Source organism: Pseudomonas sp. S4_EA_1b, from assembly GCF_016307435.1.
Classification (GTDB): Bacteria; Pseudomonadota; Gammaproteobacteria; order Pseudomonadales; family Pseudomonadaceae; genus Aquipseudomonas; species Aquipseudomonas rhodesiae.
On sequence record NZ_JAEILC010000034.1, the window covers coordinates 26,953 to 46,684 of the forward strand.

Annotated in this window: 17 protein-coding genes and 4 pseudogenes; all 21 read left to right on the forward strand. The window is 63.8% G+C overall.

Features of this window, described 5'->3' with window-relative positions; translation table 11 throughout:
• The first annotated feature begins 451 nt into the window (after positions 1-451).
• The 21 genes and pseudogenes from YA0848_RS11235 (at position 452) to YA0848_RS11340 (ending at position 19,690) form a co-directional block, all read left to right on the forward strand.
• Positions 452-2,062, forward strand: a complete 1,611-nt coding sequence (locus YA0848_RS11235; protein ID WP_154355079.1) for a DNA cytosine methyltransferase — start codon at positions 452-454, stop codon at positions 2,060-2,062.
• A gap of 304 nt (positions 2,063-2,366) precedes the next feature.
• Complete coding sequence (locus tag YA0848_RS11240) at positions 2,367-3,944, forward strand: ATP-binding protein (protein ID WP_023082338.1); 1,578 nt, start codon at positions 2,367-2,369, stop codon at positions 3,942-3,944.
• Positions 3,945-4,266: 322 nt separating this feature from the next.
• A complete protein-coding gene (locus YA0848_RS11245; protein WP_049272048.1) occupies positions 4,267-4,824 on the forward strand; it encodes a hypothetical protein in 558 nt (185 codons plus the stop codon).
• A 331-nt stretch (positions 4,825-5,155) separates the two neighbouring features.
• Positions 5,156-5,368 carry a hypothetical protein gene (locus tag YA0848_RS11250; protein WP_023082336.1) on the forward strand — a complete coding sequence of 71 codons (213 nt, stop codon included), beginning with the start codon at positions 5,156-5,158 and terminating at the stop codon, positions 5,366-5,368.
• A 21-nt stretch (positions 5,369-5,389) separates the two neighbouring features.
• The gene (locus tag YA0848_RS11255; RefSeq protein ID WP_023082335.1) at positions 5,390-5,782 is read left to right on the forward strand and encodes a hypothetical protein; all 393 of its coding nucleotides are present in this window, start codon (positions 5,390-5,392) and stop codon (positions 5,780-5,782) included.
• Positions 5,783-5,880: 98 nt separating this feature from the next.
• A complete protein-coding gene (locus tag YA0848_RS11260) occupies positions 5,881-6,342 on the forward strand; it encodes a hypothetical protein (RefSeq protein WP_023082334.1) in 462 nt (153 codons plus the stop codon).
• Positions 6,343-6,446: 104 nt separating this feature from the next.
• The gene (locus YA0848_RS11265) at positions 6,447-7,184 is read left to right on the forward strand and encodes a DUF5983 family protein (protein WP_023082333.1); all 738 of its coding nucleotides are present in this window, start codon (positions 6,447-6,449) and stop codon (positions 7,182-7,184) included.
• Positions 7,185-7,281: 97 nt separating this feature from the next.
• Positions 7,282-7,560, forward strand: a complete 279-nt coding sequence (locus YA0848_RS11270; RefSeq protein WP_023082332.1) for a hypothetical protein — start codon at positions 7,282-7,284, stop codon at positions 7,558-7,560.
• Between the two features lie 444 nt (positions 7,561-8,004).
• Positions 8,005-9,429, forward strand: a complete 1,425-nt coding sequence (gene ltrA / locus YA0848_RS11275) for a group II intron reverse transcriptase/maturase (protein WP_374990868.1) — start codon at positions 8,005-8,007, stop codon at positions 9,427-9,429.
• 321 nt (positions 9,430-9,750) lie between these two features.
• Positions 9,751-10,524 (forward strand): annotated as a pseudogene (locus YA0848_RS11280) (GTPase); the annotation flags it as partial.
• A 344-nt stretch (positions 10,525-10,868) separates the two neighbouring features.
• A pseudogene (locus YA0848_RS11290) lies at positions 10,869-11,221 on the forward strand (DUF3085 domain-containing protein).
• A 146-nt stretch (positions 11,222-11,367) separates the two neighbouring features.
• Positions 11,368-12,210: a phosphoadenosine phosphosulfate reductase domain-containing protein gene (locus YA0848_RS11295; RefSeq protein ID WP_023082328.1), complete on the forward strand. Its 843-nt coding sequence runs from the start codon at positions 11,368-11,370 to the stop codon at positions 12,208-12,210.
• Between the two features lie 294 nt (positions 12,211-12,504).
• Positions 12,505-13,422 (forward strand): DUF3577 domain-containing protein, encoded by a 918-nt coding sequence (locus tag YA0848_RS11300; RefSeq protein WP_023082327.1) that lies wholly within the window; start codon positions 12,505-12,507, stop codon positions 13,420-13,422.
• Positions 13,423-13,478: 56 nt separating this feature from the next.
• Positions 13,479-13,676 (forward strand): annotated as a pseudogene (locus tag YA0848_RS11305) (DUF3275 family protein); the annotation flags it as partial.
• A 616-nt stretch (positions 13,677-14,292) separates the two neighbouring features.
• A complete protein-coding gene (ltrA, locus tag YA0848_RS11310) occupies positions 14,293-16,011 on the forward strand; it encodes a group II intron reverse transcriptase/maturase (RefSeq protein ID WP_023082325.1) in 1,719 nt (572 codons plus the stop codon).
• 82 nt (positions 16,012-16,093) lie between these two features.
• Positions 16,094-16,585: pseudogene (locus YA0848_RS11315) on the forward strand (DUF3275 family protein); the annotation flags it as partial.
• 95 nt (positions 16,586-16,680) lie between these two features.
• Complete coding sequence (locus YA0848_RS11320; protein ID WP_023082323.1) at positions 16,681-17,004, forward strand: hypothetical protein; 324 nt, start codon at positions 16,681-16,683, stop codon at positions 17,002-17,004.
• Positions 17,005-17,104: 100 nt separating this feature from the next.
• Entirely contained in the window at positions 17,105-17,512 is a 408-nt protein-coding gene (locus YA0848_RS11325) for a hypothetical protein (RefSeq protein ID WP_023082322.1), read from the forward strand.
• Between the two features lie 16 nt (positions 17,513-17,528).
• Positions 17,529-17,789, forward strand: a complete 261-nt coding sequence (locus tag YA0848_RS11330; RefSeq protein ID WP_023082321.1) for a hypothetical protein — start codon at positions 17,529-17,531, stop codon at positions 17,787-17,789.
• A gap of 76 nt (positions 17,790-17,865) precedes the next feature.
• Complete coding sequence (locus YA0848_RS11335; protein ID WP_023082320.1) at positions 17,866-18,516, forward strand: hypothetical protein; 651 nt, start codon at positions 17,866-17,868, stop codon at positions 18,514-18,516.
• A 64-nt stretch (positions 18,517-18,580) separates the two neighbouring features.
• Positions 18,581-19,690: a DUF6094 domain-containing protein gene (locus tag YA0848_RS11340; RefSeq protein ID WP_023082319.1), complete on the forward strand. Its 1,110-nt coding sequence runs from the start codon at positions 18,581-18,583 to the stop codon at positions 19,688-19,690.
• The last annotated feature ends 42 nt before the right edge of the window (positions 19,691-19,732 follow it).

Here is a 19,732-nt window from a genome sequence, read left to right on the forward strand (position 1 = left end):
CGCCTTCTCCTGTCCGTGTGCGCGTCCCGCCCAGCCGTCCCCGGCTGCGGGACCTGAAGGCAGCTTCTCCACGAACCATGTCCGGGTTTTCCTGGCGCGTTCTGCTGATCTGCATTTTTCCGCCTCTGCGAAGGGTCCCCCGATGGCTTGCCAGCCTGCGAGCCACCCGGAGACCCTTTGCGGTCAGCGGTATTCGATGCCGTGCCCAACGGCGAAAAACTGGGCTCCTTTTGTGCGCGGATGTGCGCCAGAAGATGCCGGCGCCAACCACGACATGCGCCGGGTGCGATTGCTGACAGCAGACGGTTCTAGCGACGACCGGGCCTGCAACAGCCCACGGGTGGTTCCGTCCTCCCGAGCCGGAGGCCACACGGCCTTCGGCGCCTTTCTCCTGCCGATCAACGTCCGGCCCGACCACACGGTCCAGGGCCACACGAACAGGAGACCCGACATGAACCCGCAACCTCGCACCCCACGCGGTGCGCCCCAGGCCGCGCCACTGCTGTACGGCAGCGTGTGCAGCGGCATCGAGGCCGTGAGCCTCGCCTGGCAACCCCTCGGCCTCGAAGCCGCGTGGTTCGCCGAAATCGAGCCGTTCCCGAGCGCCGTGCTCGCCCACCGCTATCCCCGCGTGCCCAACCTGGGCGACATGACCGCGATCGCCCGCCAGGTGCGCGCCGGCACCGTGCCAGCGCCCGACATCCTGGTCGGCGGCACGCCGTGCCAGTCGTTCAGCGTGGCCGGTGCGCGCCGTGGGCTGGATGACCCGCGCGGTGCCTTGACCCTTGCCTATGTGGAGCTTGCCAATGCCATCGACCAAACCCGCCGCCAAGACCGCCGCCCGGCGGCAACGCTCGTCTGGGAAAACGTCCCGGGCGTCCTCAACGACCGCAGCAATGCCTTCGGTCATTTCCTCGGCGCATTGGCCGGAGAAAGCCGTGCGCTCCAGCCGCCAGGGGATCGGTGGGCGCACGCTGGTTATGTGTCTGGACCCTGCCGCCGCATCGCGTGGCGCGTGCTCGACGCGCAATATTTCGGTGTCGCCCAACGCCGCAAGCGCGTGTTTCTTGTGGCAAGTGGTGGAAATGACCTCGATCCCGCAGAAGTACTTTTTGAGCGCGCAGGCCTGCACGGGGATTCTTCGCCGGGCTGCTCGCCGTGGCAAGACGCTTCCCGCACTGCTGGACATGGCGCTGCAGCAGCAGGCGGCTACGCCGGATTGAAGCAGCCCTATGGTCCGGTCACCATGACTTTCGGGTTTGGGGGGGGCAATACGGCCGGTCCCATCGACGTGGCCGCTTGCCTGACCGCCGCGCCTGGTCCGAAGAACGACTTCGAGGTCGAAACTTTCCTCGCGCAGTCCATCGCAGGCAACATCACCCACACGCTCAGCACCGCAAACGGCGGCAAGGGCAGCAGCGAAGACGGCACCGGCAAGGGTGTTCCAATCATCGCCTTCACCGCCCAGGGCAGCGGTGCGGATGCGATGGCGAACCAGGCGCCGACGCTGCGCGCTGGTGGGCACCGCAACAGCCACGCGAATGCGGGTGTGGTGCCAGCCGTCGCTTTCGCGCAAAACTCCCGTGGTGAACTGCGGCTCGAATCCGGTCACGGCCAGCTCGCCGGAACGCTTTCCACGGGCGGCGGCAAGCCGGGCCAGGGCCGGCCCATGGTGCTCAGTGTCGCGCTGCGTGGTCGCGCCAAGGGACTGGCCTTCGAGTTGGGCGGCAGTGTAGCGGCCGCACTGCGCACCAGCGGCGGCGGCGCGGACAAGCCCCATGTGCTGGCCCCCGACTTCGAGGCGCATTTCCGCTACGACTGGAACGACCCCGGCCCCGGCGACTGGTCGCACTGGCGGGTGCGGCGGCTGATGCCCGTGGAGTGTGAGCGGCTGCAAGGCATGCCCGACGACTACACGCTGATCCCGTACCGCGGCAAGCCCGCAGCGGACGCCCCGCGCTACAAGGCGATCGGCAACTCCATGGCCGTCTCGTGCATGGCATGGCTGGGCCAGCGGCTGGTGCAGTGCCTGCACAAGACGGGTTCAACCGATTCGGATTGATGCACGACGACAGCGGCGGTTGACGCCACTCTCATTCCTGCATAGCCGAAGCATCGGCATTGCCAGCAGCCACGGTCTTTCAGGCTGCGCCGCGGATTCTCCCGCGCCGACCTCCTTGTCCGCATCGCACCGTGCCGCGGACACGCGCCCGCCCCGGGCGTTGGTGCTGCTTCTCCAACGGGCCATCCGCCCATTTCCCTTAGACCGGCCATTGCCGCCCAGCACGCCATCGCGGCGGGCTTCGGCGTGCGCCGCTTCATCCCCGCGCCTGACCGGTGCACCACCTCATCCAAGGAACCATGCCATGAGCACCATCCGTCTACAGACGAACCAGAACCGCCTGATCGAAACTTTTCGCCATGCGTTCACCCAAGCCTCAATGCTGGGCGAGCTGCTACAGAACGCCCGGCGCGCAAAGGCCCGCCACATCCACATCACCACCGAAGGCGACACACTCACCGTCAGCGACGACGGCGAAGGTATCGCCAACCTCCAGACCCTCATCTGCATCGCCGAATCCGGCTGGAACGAGGAACTGAAGGCCCGGGAAAACCCCTTCGGCATCGGCATCCTCTCCACGCTGTACTTCGCGCGCAGCCTGCGCGTGCATTCGCTGGACATGGCCTTTCGCGCCACCACCGCCGCGATCATCAACGGCGAGGACATCGACGTCATCGCCGCGCCAGCGCGCGTCGGCACCGAGATCCGCTTGTGCGGTGTCGAGCCTCCCTACAAGGGCCCGACACTGTCCCAGTGGGTCGCGCAGCAACTGGTGCGGCTGTGCGAAGCCTTCCCCGTCCGCGTGACATTGAACGGCGCGGAGGTCGAGCGCCCGCTGTCCCGGCCAGCTCTGGCCTGGCGGGACACGGACGTCGGCCGGGTTCTCATCGACCTGGAAGGAGCGCAGTCACAGTACCGCTGCTACCTCCAAGGGCTTCCCATCGGAAGATGGCCCTCTTCGCAACGGCACCAGATCGTGGTGCTGCGCGATGACATGATCGCCCGCCCGCCGGATCGCCAGCATCTGCTCCACGAGGAAGAGGACGGCAAGCGCATCCAGGCTGCGGTCGCGCAGGCCTTCCGTCAGGCGTTGATCGAAGCCAAGGAGCGACTGTCCGGTGCCGAGTTCGTGATGCTGTACGCATCCACGTGCCTGTCCTCATCGAACGCTGATCTGCTCAGCAGCATTCCCTTCGCGCCGCGCAGTTGGTTCCGCGACTGGACCCATGAGCCGCCAGGCTTTCGCAGCCACTGGGCCAGGCACTGGGATCGCCATCACGCCGAGGGCGTTGTCGCTCGGGAAGCGCTCCAAGAGGTCGGTGTCTGGTCCATCGACGCCGAAGACGATGATGATGTGCCGACCGCCGAGGTCTATCTGGCGGCCAGACAGGCTTTTCTGCTGGAGGAGCACCGCCTCGATGGTGACCACTGGCTGCGCGACTTGCTGCACTACGCAGACCCGGATCAGGTCGGCATCCACCACGGCGAAGTGCTGCACGTGGATGACAGCCTGCCATTCAACGGCGACATCATCGGTGTCACCTTGGTCGGAACCTTGTCCGCCAGCTTTGGCGGAGACACCCGCGAGTATGCGGTGGCTGCCATCCGCAGGCATGGCAGGCTCTACGTGACGCCTCATGCGGGAGACGTCACCAGGCTCTTGTCCGACTACATCTTCGATGACCGCTACGACCAAGGTCGCGAGGATGCGGATGCGCAGACCATCGCCACGTTCATCGCGGTCGGCTGCTCGGATTCGCCCGCCCGCGCCATCGAGGAACTGCTGCCCAGGTCCTGGCGATACACCCAGCAGCCCAAGCTCGCGGGTGCCGCCGTGTGCCTGAGCTTCGACGCCGAGGGCAAGCTCGCGAGCGTGCAGTGATCCTCCCTTTCAGCTCCCTCCGGGGAGCTTTTTTTCTTGGGGCGCGGCAATCCGGTGGCGACGAATCCAGATTGCCGGATGACGCACGCCAGCGCAGCGCCGATGCTCCCTCGCATGTGTCGCTGCCGACGCAGCGCCCATGCCCGCAGCCAGGGTGGCCAGGCTGCCGTGGGTTCCCCCCACGCCACCCGCCAGTTCGCCTCGGCATCTCACCGGCGAACGCTGCCCACCGGGGCACCGATGCCTCCTTTCTCCAACCCACGGGATGGTCGCCACATCCCATCAGGGGCGTGTCGCCACCCGGTCGATTTCAGGACTTTCCATGGACAACATCACCCAGCAAGACCGCATCACGCTAAAGAACCTCAAGGTGGCCGACTTCGCCAGCGAGGAAACGCTGTGCTTCAGCGCCACCGTCGTGTTCGACGGCACTCCCATCGCCGAGGCCCGCAACGATGGCCACGGCGGCTCGACATTCCTCCACGCACTCAACGGCAAGGCTGCGCAGTTGGCGCAGGCCGAAGCCTTCGCCAAGAGCCTGCCACCTGCGCCGCTCGACCTCGGTCAGGAGGGTGAAGACCCTCACTACATCGACATGACGCTCGACTTCCTGGTCGATGAACTGGCCGACGCCATGCACGCCGAGCGCAAGGTGCGAGCCGCGTTCAACCGCGACATCGGCAACAAAGTGCTGTTCATCAAGGATGGCAAATTGATGTTCATCAAGGGCATCAAGCTCAAGGCCATCGCCGACCGCAAGGCGTACTTCGCTTCTCTGCGTGCCCGGCAGGCCCAGCCCATCGTCATCCTCGCCGAACTTCCTCCCGAGCAGGCATTCGACCTGTGGAAGCAGCATGTCCTGGGCGACAAGCCCGACTGACCCAGCGCCGACACACCCTCCTGACAGCCCCGCACTCGATGCGGGGTTTCTTTTTTTCCGGCGGCCATCAATCGGGGCTGGGCCGGATGCCGTTTTCCAACTGACGCGGCACGGCTCGCGCACGAAGCTGCCCGCATGTTCGCTGATTCGTCAGCACATGCCAGCAGCCCGGGTTTCAGGCTGCCGCGGGTCTCTCCCGCGTTGCCCACCAGTCCGCATCGCATCAAGTCTGCGGACGCGCGTCCCCGTGACGTCGATGCTTTTTATCAACCGCGTGCGGGAGCTGCCATCCCGTGAGGGACGAGGCCCCGCTTTTCCAAGGAGCCCGTCCATGTCCCAGCAAGCCTCTTTCGGCCAATTAGCCTCGACCTACTGCGGCAAGTTCCTGCCGCTCGAAGTCCTGCAAAGCGCCGCCGGTCACTACATCGGCACGCGCGATACCGAAGGCCCAGTTTCGCGGGAATCCCACGAGTACTTCCGCAGCTATGCCGCGGCTCAACGTGCCCTCGAAAGAGGCGGCTGGTCCCAGCTCGCCATTCCCTGATCCAACTGGAGGAATCACGTCATGAACCAGCTACTGCCGCGGGAAGTCGTCGATCAGATCATGCGGGAAGAACAGCATTTCGCTGCCGCGCCCCAGGCCTTTTTCGAGGCATGGAAGCGCGGCGCCGAGATCGCTGGCCCCGAGTGGTTCGGCGACGGCACCCGTGAAGGCCTGAACCAGGCCAAGAGCAAGTGGGATCTGCGTCCCAACCTGCTGCGGCTCAACGACGCTCTCGGCGTCCTGAGCGGCGGGCAGCGGATGTTCCTCTCCGCGATGGTGAGCTTCTACAACGCCCGCGAGGGTGCCGCGATGCTCAAGCGCTGCGGCTTCGAGGGACTGTCCGATCTGGGCGGCCTCGACCTCGAACGGCGCCAGGTCATCGCCGCCCTGGTCCTCAACTACGCAGGCTGGTAAGCCGATCCCGGCGGACCTCCGCGACTTTCTTCGATCCCAACGAGGGACATCCGTCCCTTCGGGGCGGTGTCCCTCCCTTTTTTCCCAAGGAGTGACCCATGCCCCGAAATCCATCTTTCGCCGTCGTTCTCGAAGGCGGTCTGGTCCAGGCAATCCTCGTCCAGGATTGGCCGGCCCACCTGTCGCTGCCGCCGTTCGTGGTGGTGGACTACGACACCGAGGGCGCCGACGACGACGAGATCACGCGCTTTCCCATCGGCGACTCCGAAGCCGAAGCCGTCTGTCGCGGCGAATCACCTACCGTCCACGAGGCGCTGGCGGATTCCGTGTCGCCACGCGCAGTCCTCGCCGCACTGGACGAGCCTGTCGTCGATGACGGACCCGATCCGCTGGCGATCGCGCGGAGCGTGCGACAGGACATCCTCGACCTCGACGCCACGCTCAACACGGCCGAACAGCCGCCGTCGGGCGAGGACTACAACCACCTGTATGTGCTGGCCAACTGCGGCCTGATCGACGTACTCAAGGCATTGGGCGACCCGACCGACTTCGGCGAATAGCACCAGCGCCACTCCATCACCGACGCCGACAGGCGCCGGACCTCCCACCGGGTCCAATTCCCGGTTCCGGGAATTGGCTCCATTATTCAATCTGGAGAGTTCCCATGTCCCAGAAACCTAACCCTTTTCTTCGCGGCTACTGGAATCTGAAAATCGTCCGCACGCTGTCCATCAGCTACGAGGATGGAAGTCCGCATGTCTGGCGGCCCATCCATGCCAGTCAGCAGCACCTCTCCGACGAGGCGCTGATTTCCTCCTCCTGCATCGTCACCAGCGATTTCGCCGTGGTCAGCAATAGCCCCGAACCTGTGAGCGCCGAGGTACTAGCCGAATGCGATGCCGGTGAAGGCGTCAGCGGCGAAGGTGTGACCGGTGCCGTTGTCTATGCCGTCCATGGCGACGACTTTGACGGTCGTCCGGTCCACATCGGTGACACCTATTCGGCCGAAGCCGCGCGGGAAGTCGTGCAGCGCCTGAGTTTCGAGACCGGCTATTACAGCCGTTGCTGGGAAATCAGCACCGCACACATCAGCCAGGAGACCGGCCAGTACCTCGCCAACCTGGCAGACCTTGCCACGCCGGAGGCCTTCCTGTTCATCGCGTTCCGGGTTCCGTACAGCCCCGCGATCGGCGTCAAGCTGATCTCCACGCCCTGGACGGACCAGAACCTGGAGCACGCCGAGGGCATCAGCGCCGAACAGCTTCGGCAGGAGCACCGGAACAAGGGCATGCCGGACGATCTGGCGAACATCCTTGAACTGGCTGGCCAGGCCGATGTGCGTATCCTGATCCTCGACGCCGACGCTCCCGTGCTGCTGGGCCTGCCGCTGGTCGAGTCCTAGCAGCCTCGATACGCGCCGTCTTTCCTCTTCGTTCTCCCCATGCCAGCCCGACTCCTCGCCAGGAGCCGGGCCGGTCCAATTTCATAGGAGCACCCTCATGTTCCCCGACCTCATCTTGCCCGTAAGCGACTTCGAGCATCAGCTCGGGGCCTGCGTCAACGCTATGGGCCAGGACGACGCCATCGGCCAGATCCTGGTATTCGAGCGCATGCGTGGCACGCTGCACATGCGCCATATCGCCAGCGCCGACCTGGTGGACACCGACATCGACGACTACGAAATGGTCGTGTTCGATGGTGGCAACACCAGCGGCGACACGTGGAAGCACGTTTTCTTCCCGCGTCAGCGCGAGCATTACTTCGTGTACGAAGCCTGACCCCAAGCCCCTNNTTTTTTTTTTTTTTTTTTGGTGCGCCCGGCAGGGCGCACTCACTTGGAGGTGCAAGTCCTCTACTCGCCCGACAAGGGGAAGAGTTAGCCGAAGGCAAGGGTTCCGTGGGCGACCGCGGGTCTGAAGGAAGCCGGATGGCAAAGCGCTGGCCTGACGCACAGGAAGCGGATACGAGGCGTAGTGACTGGGTAAGGCGGCCGAAATCGTCAAAGCCCGAAACTTGTACTGGCGTTGCTACGTAGATCCGACAGGCATAAGCGCGAAGGTGGGTGCGCAATACCCGGGGAGATCTGGTCACGTGCTGGGGCATATTCCAGCTACCGGAGCCGCAAGGCAAGGGATGCGTGACCAGAAGTCAGCAGAGGGCATAGTAGTTCGAGGCGAAGGCGGTGAGCCGATGAGTACCCCGAACGAAGGCCCGAACAGAGGATACCGAGAGTAGGACAGATGATCTCGACGCTGGTTGATGAAGCAGAAGCCCTGGTGACAGGGGCCACGGAACCCAGTACCGGCCGGAAGCCGGGGGGAAGGTCTCGTGGTGCTGAAGCTGGCGCGGCGACAACTGGGCAAACGAAATCGGAGAGCGGCTCGCTCCTGGAGCGGGTCGTAGAGCGCAGCAACATGAGGCTGGCGTATCGACGGGTCAAGCGCAATGGCGGATCGGCCGGGGTTGATGGTCTGACCGTCCAGGAGCTCGGAGCTTGGCTCAAGATGCACTGGCCCAGCGTGAAGCAGGCGCTGCTGGCGGGGACGTATATGCCGCAAGCGGTGCGCCGGGTGGACATCCCCAAGCCAAGTGGCGGGGTACGTAGTCTAGGCGTGCCAACGGTGGTGGATCGTCTGATCCAGCAGGCGTTACATCAAGTTCTCCAGCCGATCTACGAGCCGACCTTCTCGGCCAGTAGCTTCGGGTTCCGGCCGGGGCGCAGCGCGCTCGACGCAGTACGGCAGGCGCAACGCCATGTCCAAGCCGGACGGCGCTGGGTGGTTGATATCGATCTGGAGAAATTCTTCGATCGGGTCAACCACGACGTGCTGATGGCGCGGGTGGCGCGCCAGGTACAGGACAGGACGACCCTCAAGCTGATCCGTCGCTTCCTGGAAGCGGGGGTGATGGCGGGCGGGGTGGAACAGTCCCGTACGGAAGGGGCGCCCCAAGGCGGCCCGCTGTCGCCGTTGTTGTCGAACGTACTGCTGACGGATCTGGATCGGAAACTGGAGAAGCGGGGCCTGGCGTTCTGTCGCTACGCTGACGATTGCAACATTTACGTCGGCAGCGAGCGGGCGGGACACCGGGTCATGGCAGGCATCAGGACCTATCTCGAGAAGGTCTTGAGGCTAAAGGTGAACGCGTCTAAGAGCGCGGTTGCTCGACCGGGAAGCCGTAAGTTCCTGGGATATCGGGTAGCCGAACGCCACGCAAGCGTCAGCCTGTACGTCGCCCCGGAAAGTATCGGGCGGCTCATGGAGCGCGTGCGTGACGTGATGCGGCAAGGGCGCGGTCAGTCCTTGGTGAAGGTTATCCAGAGGCTGAACCCGCTGCTACGCGGATGGGCGAACTACTTCCGCCTAACCGTGCAGCGGCGGCGCATGCAGGATCTGGATGGCTGGGTGCGTCGTCGTCTTCGCTGTCTGCTCTGGCGGCAGTGGAAAACTGGGCGTACACGCCAACGCCGCATGATTGCGCTGGGGCTGGACCCGCAACGGGCCTGGAAATCCAGCGGCAATGGTCGCGGCCCATGGTGGAACGCCGGGGCATCTCACCTTCAACAGGCGTTGCCTAACGCCTACTTCACGGCCATGGGGCTGGTCTCGATCCGCGACACCGTGGATCGCCTCCAGCGTATCAACTGAACCGCCGTATGCGGAACCGCACGTACGGTGGTGTGGGAGGGCTGAGGGGGTAACCCCTCACCCTACCCAATCCCGTAGCACAGGAAAGCGGGTGTGGCGCGGTGCGGTTTCCTGCGGGCGGGCCACGCATCCCTAAACCATCCTTGCCCCCATGTTCGTCGGCGCAGCCGACACATGCCCAGGCAGCCAAGACCTTCGAGGCTGCAAGCACGGGAAACCGCGCTGGTCGTTTCTTCCCACGGACGCTCCGCGTCCATCCACCCACAAGGGACCTCTCCCTTGCGGGCGGGGAATCCCTTGTTCTTCCTCAAGGAGATTCCCATGGACCGTTCTCTCATCAAATCCATGATGCCTTCGCTTGTCGCAGGCCATGTGCCCCGCAACTTGCGGTCGATCAAGTACCGCTTTTTCGATGATCAGCCGCAGTCCTCGACGCTGGGCTTCGCCATCGATCCCCAGCCCTTCGACGGCAAAGTGGTCGCGGCCAACGACGACGCCATCGTCGTCAAGCTCAAGCCCAGCGAGTTTGCGGTGCTCGATCCCAACCTGGTCACCACCGTTCCCAGCGAGGGCGCCAAGGTACATGTCCAGCCCTACGCACGGCGCCGTTTCGACGGCCTGCGCGCGGACACCCCGGAAGTGATCACCGAGAAGACCGCAGACGGTGTTCCCTACACCATCACCAGGCACATCCTCGGCTCCGCGCCGGCCAAGCTGCCCATCCCCGAGCCGCAGTGCATGGAACTGGGCCAGCTCATCCAGCAGTTGGAGGAAATGCCGGCGCCCGACGGGTTCCGGCGCATCACCCACATGCTGGTCGATGCGAGCGCCCGCGACTTCACCTGGGTCGATCCGAAGCCGTCCAAGATCATCGAGACACCCCCGGCGATCGGCTTCACGGTCTCGACCGCGAAGTTCGAGGGCCAGGTGACGATCCTCTACGACCGCGGCGGCGACACCTACGTGGTGGAACTGCATCGGGATGGCGAACTTGTCGATCGGCATGACGAGGTCTATTTCGACATGCTCGGCGAAGTACTGGAGAGACTCATCGACGACGGAAACTGGCCGGATCGACGTGAGCGTGATCGATGCCAAGGCTTCCCGGCGACGCCAGGCGGTGCCGGCGTGATGTTCGAGGCGAGCGAGTGCTGGGTGGTGTATTCGCCCAACGAGTCCGCCATCAGCGACAGCGCCGGCTTCTGGTCCAACGAGTTCGGCTGGGTCCAGTTCGACCAGGCGACGCGCTTCTCGACGCAAGAGACCGGGAGCTTGCAGCTTCCGATCTCAACGGGTGGGGATGCGCGCTTCGTTCCCTGGCACGAAGCCCAGCAGCACTACGGCTGAGTTCGCAGCCTGCCGGCGACTTGCCCCCACAGGCCTTCCATCCGTTCGGGTGGAGGGCCTTTTTTTCTTCATCCCCACAGGAGATTTCAACCATGGCACTGCGATTCAAAGGCACCGATCTGCGGCCGGTGCTGGCCGAGGCCGTCGCCAACCAATGCCGCGTCGTCCTCGCCAAGGACCAGGGCGTGTACTTCCTCGCCGAGCGCGGAGAGCGCCGCCCCGATGGCCGCGTGAAGCTGCTGGCCTACGCCGTCGGCTGCAACCCGGATACCGACCGTTCGATGACTGGTGGGAACTGGCACGCGCCGAGCTGGGCGGCGACGACTTCGGCGAGTTCTTCGACCCGAAGGAAGGCGTCTTCGCACGCATCCTGCACGGCACGGACGATCTGATGCTGTCCGCCACCCCCACGCAACTGTCGCTGGAGGTGGTGCCAGTGGTGTAGCACGGCTACCACCGTCCCTCACAGCCCCCGTCACGGGGGCTTCCTTTTCTCCGCACCGCGGTCATTGCCGCTTGTGCGCGTTCGTCTCCGGCCGCCATGGCCCGCCCCGTCGGCATGCCCGCCGACATGCCCTCGGAGACGACCGCATGCACGACCCGTTCAAGATCACACAGCCGACCTGCATCAGCTTCTCGGGCGGGCGCACCAGCGCCTACATGCTCTGGCGCGTGTTGCAGGCCAATGGCGGCCTGCCTGCCGACACTCTGGTCTGCTTCGCCAACACCGGCAAGGAGATGGAGGCGACCTTGCGCTTTGTGCGCGACTGCGCCGAGCACTGGCAGGTGCCGATACGCTGGCTGGAATACCTGCCCACGGAGCCAGGCTTCACGCTGGTGGACTTCGATCGGGCCAGCCGCCAGGGCGAGCCGTTCGAGGCGCTGATCCGCAAGCGCCAGTACCTACCTAATCCCGTCGCGCGCGGCTGCACGACCAGCCTGAAGATCCGCCCGATGCACCGCTACCTGCGGCATCTGGGGTGGACGGACTGGGACCAGATGATCGGCATTCGCGCCGACGAGCAGCGCCGCGTCGCCAAGATTCGCGCGCGCGGCCATTCCACCGAATCGACCCGCGAGACCATGTGCATGCCGCTGGCGGACGCCGGCGTCACCGTGCGCGACGTGGACGCCTTCTGGCAGGCTCAGCCGTTCAACCTCGACCTGCTGACGGTAAACGGGCGCACGCTCGAAGGGAACTGCGACCTGTGTTTCCTGAAGCCGCGTGGGCAGCGCCTGGCGCTCATCAAAGCCCGGCCCGAGGCGGCCATCTGGTGGGTGCGCATGGAGTCGCTGAACCTCGCCAGCAAGCCCAGCGGTGCCCGGTTCCGCGCCGATGGCCCGAGCTATGCCGACCTGGCGCGCTTCGCCGCCGATCAGGGCGATCTGTTCGACACCGCCGAAGAGCCGATCGCCTGCTTCTGCGGCGACTGACGAATAGGGATGCCCCCGGATGCCGATTGATTGCTGCCGCGCGCGCGAGCCCCAGCCATGCTGACCCCATGCCTGCTGACGTTGTCAGCGACATGCCAGGCAACCATCGGTCTTCGAGGTTGCCGCGCAGTACCTACTGCGTGACCGAGCCAGCTCGCACCGCATCCATTTGCGAGCGGCCACCAGTCTCTGGTGGCGGATGCTTTCGCCTTATCAACCCACCGCGGGGTTACGCACCTTTCCCCGCATGCGTGGGGCCGGTGTGTCTCCGCTTCATCCCTATGGAGATTCACCATGAGCAACACGTCCAACGAGAAATCGTATTTCGACCTCCACACCTCCGGCATCGGCTACATCCAGCGTGCCCGCGAGGTTCCCGTCCGGGGCGGCCGCCGTGCGCAGCCGTTCCTGGCTTGCACCATCGCCGCGCTGGTCGGTCCCGCCAAGGACCCGACCTACCGCTACTTCGACGTCAAGGTCTCGGGTGCCGAGGCCAAGAAGCTGGTCGAACGCTACATCGGCGTCGACGATCCCAAGCAGCGTCCGCTGGTGCGCTTCCGCACTGGCGATCTGCGCGGTGATCCGTACATCCGCGACAAGGGTGAAAAGAAGGGCCAGGCCGGCGCGTCCCTCAAGGCACGGCTGCTCAAGGCCGAGCCGCTTGACCGGGCCGAACTGGCTTCGATCAAGCAGCACGAACTGATCACCCGCGGCATCGGCTACCTCAGCCGAGTGAAGGACGTCACCCCCAAGAATGGCGACCCCTTCCTGTCATGCACCATCGCCGCCCTGAGCGGACCTGTCGATGAACCGGAATATCGGTACTTCGACACCATCGTCGCCACCCCCGAGGCCGAGCACCTGGTTCGCCGGTGCGTGCAGGCCATCGAAGGGGACCGCAAGGTGCTGATCGCCTTCCGTCTGAACGACATGAAGATCGATCCGTACATCCGCACCAAGGGCGAGCGCGCCGGGGAACCGGGAGCGAGCCTGGAATCGACGCTGGTCCACATCGGTCTGATCAAGATCGACGGCACCCAGGTCTATCCGACGAGCCAGGCGCAAGCCGAGGCGCCGCAGGCCGAGGACGCACCCGCGCCCGAAGCCGAGGTTGCCGCCGACACCGCTGCCGACCAGCCTGTCGAGCCCGCCGAGCGCGAGCCCGCAGGTGAAGTCGAGGAGCAGGAGCCGGCATTGGCTGCTTCGTTCTGATCCTGCATGGCCCCTCACGGGGCCTTGCCTTTTTCCTATTCCCAAGGAGAACCATCATGGTAGCCACCTCGGAAGCCACAAGATCAGTCCTACCCATCGTCGTCCCGGGCCAGCTCACGTTGCGAACCATCCGCGGCAAGAACGGCCCGTTCACGGTCGGTCGTTTGACCACGCCCATCGGCGAATTTGCCGTGAAAGACCCGGAATTGGAGCAGTATCCCGAAGGCAAGTACGACGGGGAGTTCGTCATCCGCGTGCGACGTGAAGTCGCTTAAGTAATTGTTCCAACGGAGGAAACTCCGCGGAGGAACCTGGTGTTCCGTCATCAGTAGCCTACCGGCACATGCAGGACTGGTAACGGTCTTGTGTGAAGCTGCCGGGACAATGTAGCTGGGCCCTCGGGCTGCGCTGATGCCGTGAGGCAAGGCGTTATCTGCAAGCATCAATGCGGATACGGCGCTAGGCTGGGTGGTATGACCAACGCAAGTGAACTGCTATTAAACATCGTTACGAATAACAAGCCAAAGATGCTGACAGGCTTGAACCAAAAGGTATGCGGTCGGTTGCTCTCTTTCGGATTGAGAGCACACGGACATCATGACCGCCGGTGAAAAGGCAGGGTCTAACCCATCTCGTTACTCAAGCGAAACACGGTAAGCCCGTATCGCTGCCCATTGGGGCAGGCAGACCGTAAGGAATGCTGTTGGCGGTGCGGGTATAGGAATGTGGAAAAAGCGAATGCTGTCCTGTAATGGGGCGGATAGGGGTTGAGCCGCAAGGCGACATCACTCCACGCGAAAGCGGGCAGACTTCCACTTGGTCTTTCTCTACGAGAGAACTTGTCCAACCTTCTTAAAGAGGGAATTGCAGATGACTACGCAAGAAATTGCTTGCGCGGGTGCGCCCTCACGCGAATCGGTCACATGGCACAGCATCGACTGGGCTGCGTGTCACCGTGAAGTGCGAAGGCTCCAAGCGCGTATCGTAAAGGCGACACGGGAAGGAAAACATGGCAAGCTGAAAGCCCTGCAATGGATTCTGACCCACTCGTTCAGCGGCAAAGCATTGGCCGTCAGACGAGTCACCGAGAACCAAGGCAAGAAGACGCCGGGTGTGGATGGCATCACATGGTCCACCCCGGAAGCCAAGTCTGAAGCCATGTTGTCACTCAAGCGGTGCGGGTATCGTCCCCAACCGCTGAAGCGTGTCTATATTCCCAAAGCCAATGGGAAGATGCGGCCGCTGGGTATCCCGACCATGAAGGACAGAGCGATGCAGGCGCTATACCTGCTTGCTCTTGAACCCGTGGCCGAGACCACTGCGGATAGGCGCTCATTTGGGTTCCGACCAGAAAGGTCCACGGCGGATGCTATCGAACAGTGCTTCAAATCACTGTCCATGAAGGCGTCTCCGCAATGGGTTCTGGAAGGCGACATCAAAGGCTGCTTCGACAACATCAGCCATGACTGGCTCATGGGTCATGTACCGACAGATCGCGAGATTCTGAGGAAGTGGCTCAAGGCCGGATACATGGAAGATCGGCAACTTTTTCCAACCGAAGCCGGTACCCCGCAAGGGGGCATTATCTCGCCAACCCTGGCGAATCTCGTCTTAGATGGTCTTGAAGCGAAGCTGTTTCAGACGTTCGGCAAAGAACGTTTTATAAATGGCAAGCAGATCACCATGAAAGTCAACTACGTGCGGTATGCGGACGACTTCATCGTGACAGGACGCTCGAAAGAGCTACTGGAACAAGAGGTCATGCCGATAGTCAAGGAATTCATGCGGGAACGGGGGCTCACGCTCTCACCGGAGAAGACCAAGATTACGCACATAGACGAGGGCTTTGATTTTCTAGGTCAAAACGTGCGCAAGTACAGCGGCAAGCTGTTGATTAAGCCGTCGAAAACGAACGTGACAACCTTTCTGGAAAAAGTGCGCTCCGTGGTCAAAGGAAACAAGGCGCTAAATCAGATACATCTGATCAAGCTACTTAACCCGATGATCCAAGGCTGGGCAAATTATCACCAGCACGTCGTCTCAAAAGCGACGTTCGCGAGTGTCGATCATCAGATTTGGCATGTGTTGTGGCAGTGGGCCGCCCGTCGGCATCCGCATAAGGGTAGTGTCTGGATCAAGCAGCGCTACTTCCATTCCGTAGGCTCCCGTAACTGGGTGTTTGCGGCGGCGACAGGTGAAAAGTTCCCCGATGGGAATTCGATCCTGGCGGTACTGCGGAAGGCAACGGATACGCCCATCCGGCGACACCGGCTAATCAAGTTGGAGGCTACTCCACTCGACCCGCTGTGGGAAACGTACTTTGAGGAGCGTATGAGCCTCAAGATGCAGAACTCACTGAGGGGCAGGAAGAAGCTCATCAACCTCTGGTTGGATCAGGATCGCCGTTGTCCAATCTGCCAGCAATTGATCACGCAGGAATCGGGGTGGCATGTCCACCACATCATCCGGCGGGTCGATGGCGGAAAGGACGGGAGTACCAACCTCGTGATGGTGCATCCGAACTGTCATAACCAGATCCACGTCAATGGTCTCAAGGTGGTGAAGCCGGTTCGCGAAAGCGAGCTTTGAAAGGCTTGAGCCGTATGAGGGGAAACTCTCACGTACGGTTCTTAGGGGGGGATGGGCCAGTAATGGCCTGTCCCTACCCGACTACATCTTCGCGAAGTCCTATCCGGTCGCGGGCGGCGCGCGCTTTGAAGTCCGCGCCAACCTCGACGGCATGACGCTCAATGGCATCGACAAACTAAGCCGTGACGAGGCCCGCAGCTTCGCCACCCAGGAAGTCGATCCGCTTGATGAAGAGCAAGAGGCACAGCCAGCGGCAACGCCGGCCAAGCCCGTCAAAGCATCCAAACCCGCCAAGCCCGCACCCGTGCAGGCGTCGGCGGACCCGCTGGTCGATACCACGCCTTTCGGGGTGGATGCGCCGACGCCCGCCGCGGTTGCTGCCACCGGCAGTGCCGAGGATGGCGATGCCGCGCTGTTCGGCAGCCTGTGGCCGCTGGGCGAATCCGTGAAACTGGATTCGACCATCGACCGCCGCGCGTTGCGTGCGCAGATCGCCCGCCTGGGTGAACTGGGCTACGCGCTGGACTTTAAGACGCAGGAGTGGAGCCGCCAGGCCGAACTGCAACCTGCGTGATCGCAGACGCCGCATCCGCGGTGTTCTTCATCCACCCGCCGGGGTTCCTTCCCCATGCGGGGGGAGGCTCCGGCTTTCTTCTGGAGGTCTCCACCATGTCCACCATCGCTTGCGATACACCTCATACCGCGCTGGACGAACCCGCGTGGCGCGCTGTCTGCAAGACGGCCGCCGAGCATGCCCAGCGTGGTTGCGGCCTGTCCTGGGATCACTGGGTCACTCTCTTCAGTTCGGAGATCGACGCGCAAGCCAGTCGATTGCCGGAAAACCAACGGGCTCAGGCCCTGGAAATCGCGACCCAGGAATGGGACTACGCAACGCCTGCCCAACGGCAGGAAACCCGGGACTGGAACGCTGCAAACGGCTACTGCTCCCATGGCATCGAACTGGGCTACTGCCCAGCCGGTTGCGGTTCCTAGTCCGCACCGGACTCCATCGCCGCACACGCGGCATTCCATCACCCGCTGGGGGTTCTCCCCCAAGGAGAGGCCTCCGGCTCCATTCTTCAGGAGGCCTCTCATGGGCTGGTATTTCTCCCCCCAATCGCGGTCTGAACTGATCGCGGAACTGATCGCACCGCAAGAGACCGAGCGCGCCAGCGTCAAGGTCATCGCCCACGCGCTGCGCGGCAACGTCCTCTGGTCCGTCGCGGAAGTGACGGCCAAGGTCGAAGGTGTGCATCGTCATCTGGCGCCGGGCCAATCCCTGCGCTACATCCGCTGCGATCTGCTCGAACGCAGCGGCGGCCAGTGGGGCTACAAGCCGCTGGACGAGTCCATGCACCCGTACTACTACTCGTGCCCGCTGTCCTATCTGGACCTCGCACCGGAGCAGTCCGCCGACTGGCGTGCAGGCGTTCGCGCCTACCACGCGCGGCGGCGCACACCCACGGCACCTGCGGCATCCACCGCAGCGCTGATGGCCTGAGCCAGGAGGAACCGACATGGACCCGATCCTGGCTGCGCTCCCGCCCTCGCTGCTGAAGCTCGTTGAAGGGAGTTTGTCCAACGACGAAGTTTCTTCCGACGAGGAAATGCTGGAGTACCTCATCAGCAATGGCCTCACCGAGGAACAGGCACGGCAGGCGCTGACCTACCGCGACCAGTACCTCAACAACATCTACCTGGACGGCTTCACGCCGATCACCGCGGTGGACGACGCACTCCACTTCAACCCGCACACCCGGCAGTTCGAGCCGGACTGAGCGAATTTCTTCCACCCCCTGGGACAGTGCTTGCCCCAGCGGGCGGTGCTGTTCCCGTTTATCCGAGGACACCACCATGCCCGCACACACTTCTTCTACCACGCTGTATCGCATCGACGAATGCTCCGACGTGATGGCCGACGCTTGCGTCGGCGACGACCAGGGCAACCTGATCTTCCTGTCGATCTGGGCGCGGGACACCGCCGTCCAGCAGTTCCTCGCTCGTCTGACCCTCGGGCGCGACAAACAGGGCCTGGACCAGTTCCACGTCATCACCGACCAGGGCGGCAGCGTCCCGGTGTTCATCGGCAACGTCGATCGTCTGGAAAAGCGCATGACCCGCGCCTACCGGCGAACGCTGTTCGGTTCGCTGTCCAACGTGTGGCTGTTCGACCGCCGCTGCGTCAAGCCCGACAAGGCCAACGCCAGCGCACTGGCATTGCTGCCCAAGGGCAGCGCCCACCGGCTTGACCGCCTGTGGATGCTGCTAAGGGACACCTGCCCACTGCCGCTGCTCGACCACTGGCGCGAACCCGTGCTGGAACTGCTACAGACCCGCGAGATGCTGGCCCGTCTTCCGTTCGCCCTCGGGCCGCTGGAAGGCCATCGGCTCGCCATCGACGTGCCGGCGCTGACCCTGGCGCTGGGCTCTCTGATCCGCAGTGACGTGCTCACCGCCTATCCCTATCCGGCCAAGATTTGGACGCCGGAAGCGGTAGCGGCTTGACCCACCCGCGAGGGCACGCCAAAGCGTGCGTTCGCACTTCATCCCCGCCAACCAGGAGACTTCCATGGCCCTCATGTTCCCGCGGCTCGCCCGCAATTTCGCCAAGAACGGGTATTACCCGACCGACGAACCCACGCTCGAAAGAGCTCTCAACGCACTGATGCCCAGCGATGGTCCGATGTGCATCCTCGATCCCTGCGCCGGCGAAGGCGTGGCGATCGCCGAAGCCGCTCATGCCCTCGGGCGCGAGCAGGCCAAGGCGTTCGCCGTCGAGTTCGACGCGGAACGGGCACGCCATGCCCGCGGCCTTGTCGATCACTGCCTGCACGCGGACCTGATGGACACGATGATCTCCAAGCAGTCATTCGGGCTGCTCTGGCTCAACCCGCCGTATGGCGACCTGTCCAAGGACGTCAACGGCAACATCGGCTATCAAGGTCAGGGCCGTCCCCGCTTCGAGAAACTGTTCTACCAGCGCAGCCTGTCGCTGTTGCAGTACGGCGGTGTGCTGGTCTTCATCGTCCCCGGCTACGTGCTCGACGCCGAGCTGGTCGGCTGGCTGACGCGCCACTACACGGACCTGCGGATCTACCGAGCGGTGGAGACGCAGTTCAAGCAAGTGGTGATCTTCGGTCGCAGGGTGCGTCAGCGCGAGCTGGCACCCGATGGTCTCAAGGCCGTGCGCAATCTGCTGCTGCAGGTCGGGCTTGGTGAAGTCGAAGCCGAGGAGCTGCCGAGCGAATGGCCGTTCCTGCCGTACATCGTTCCCGCCAGTCCGGCCGAGCCGGAGCATTTCTTCCGCGTGACGATGGAGCCGGAGCAATTCGCCGATGAAGTCGGCCGGCTGCAAGGCCTCTGGCCGTCGCAGGACACGCACCTGGGGGCAGCGCAGCAGTCGCTGCGTCCACCGGCGCGTGCCTTGTCCCACTGGCATCTCGCCCTGGCCCTGGCCGCGGGCGCGATCTCGGGGGTTGTGCGCTCCAAGACCGGGCGCGTGCTCGTCGTCAAAGGTGACACCCACAAGGACAAGACGCTCCAGCGGGAATTCACCGAACGCGAAGACGGCTCCATCGCCGAGACCCGCATCCTCACCGACAAGTTCGTGCCTGTCATCCGCGCGTGGGACATGACGCCCGGCTCCGCTACACGGGGCGAGGTCCTGACCATCCGTTAATCCATCGGACGCGCTGTCGTCCTGCTGTACCACATCGAAGGA

Excerpts from the sequence above, each read along its gene's own strand:
- YA0848_RS11235 (WP_154355079.1), top strand. The coding sequence starts at position 452 with ATGAACCCGCAACCTCGCACCCCACGCGGTGCGCCCCAGGCCGCGCCA.
- YA0848_RS11240 (WP_023082338.1), top strand. The coding sequence starts at position 2,367 with ATGAGCACCATCCGTCTACAGACGAACCAGAACCGCCTGATCGAAACT.
- YA0848_RS11245 (WP_049272048.1), top strand. The coding sequence starts at position 4,267 with ATGGACAACATCACCCAGCAAGACCGCATCACGCTAAAGAACCTCAAG.
- YA0848_RS11250 (WP_023082336.1), top strand. The coding sequence starts at position 5,156 with ATGTCCCAGCAAGCCTCTTTCGGCCAATTAGCCTCGACCTACTGCGGC.
- YA0848_RS11255 (WP_023082335.1), top strand. The coding sequence starts at position 5,390 with ATGAACCAGCTACTGCCGCGGGAAGTCGTCGATCAGATCATGCGGGAA.
- YA0848_RS11260 (WP_023082334.1), top strand. The coding sequence starts at position 5,881 with ATGCCCCGAAATCCATCTTTCGCCGTCGTTCTCGAAGGCGGTCTGGTC.
- YA0848_RS11265 (WP_023082333.1), top strand. The coding sequence starts at position 6,447 with ATGTCCCAGAAACCTAACCCTTTTCTTCGCGGCTACTGGAATCTGAAA.
- YA0848_RS11270 (WP_023082332.1), top strand. The coding sequence starts at position 7,282 with ATGTTCCCCGACCTCATCTTGCCCGTAAGCGACTTCGAGCATCAGCTC.
- YA0848_RS11295 (WP_023082328.1), top strand. The coding sequence starts at position 11,368 with ATGCACGACCCGTTCAAGATCACACAGCCGACCTGCATCAGCTTCTCG.
- YA0848_RS11300 (WP_023082327.1), top strand. The coding sequence starts at position 12,505 with ATGAGCAACACGTCCAACGAGAAATCGTATTTCGACCTCCACACCTCC.
- ltrA (WP_023082325.1), top strand. The coding sequence starts at position 14,293 with ATGACTACGCAAGAAATTGCTTGCGCGGGTGCGCCCTCACGCGAATCG.
- YA0848_RS11320 (WP_023082323.1), top strand. The coding sequence starts at position 16,681 with ATGTCCACCATCGCTTGCGATACACCTCATACCGCGCTGGACGAACCC.
- YA0848_RS11325 (WP_023082322.1), top strand. The coding sequence starts at position 17,105 with ATGGGCTGGTATTTCTCCCCCCAATCGCGGTCTGAACTGATCGCGGAA.
- YA0848_RS11330 (WP_023082321.1), top strand. The coding sequence starts at position 17,529 with ATGGACCCGATCCTGGCTGCGCTCCCGCCCTCGCTGCTGAAGCTCGTT.
- YA0848_RS11335 (WP_023082320.1), top strand. The coding sequence starts at position 17,866 with ATGCCCGCACACACTTCTTCTACCACGCTGTATCGCATCGACGAATGC.
- YA0848_RS11340 (WP_023082319.1), top strand. The coding sequence starts at position 18,581 with ATGGCCCTCATGTTCCCGCGGCTCGCCCGCAATTTCGCCAAGAACGGG.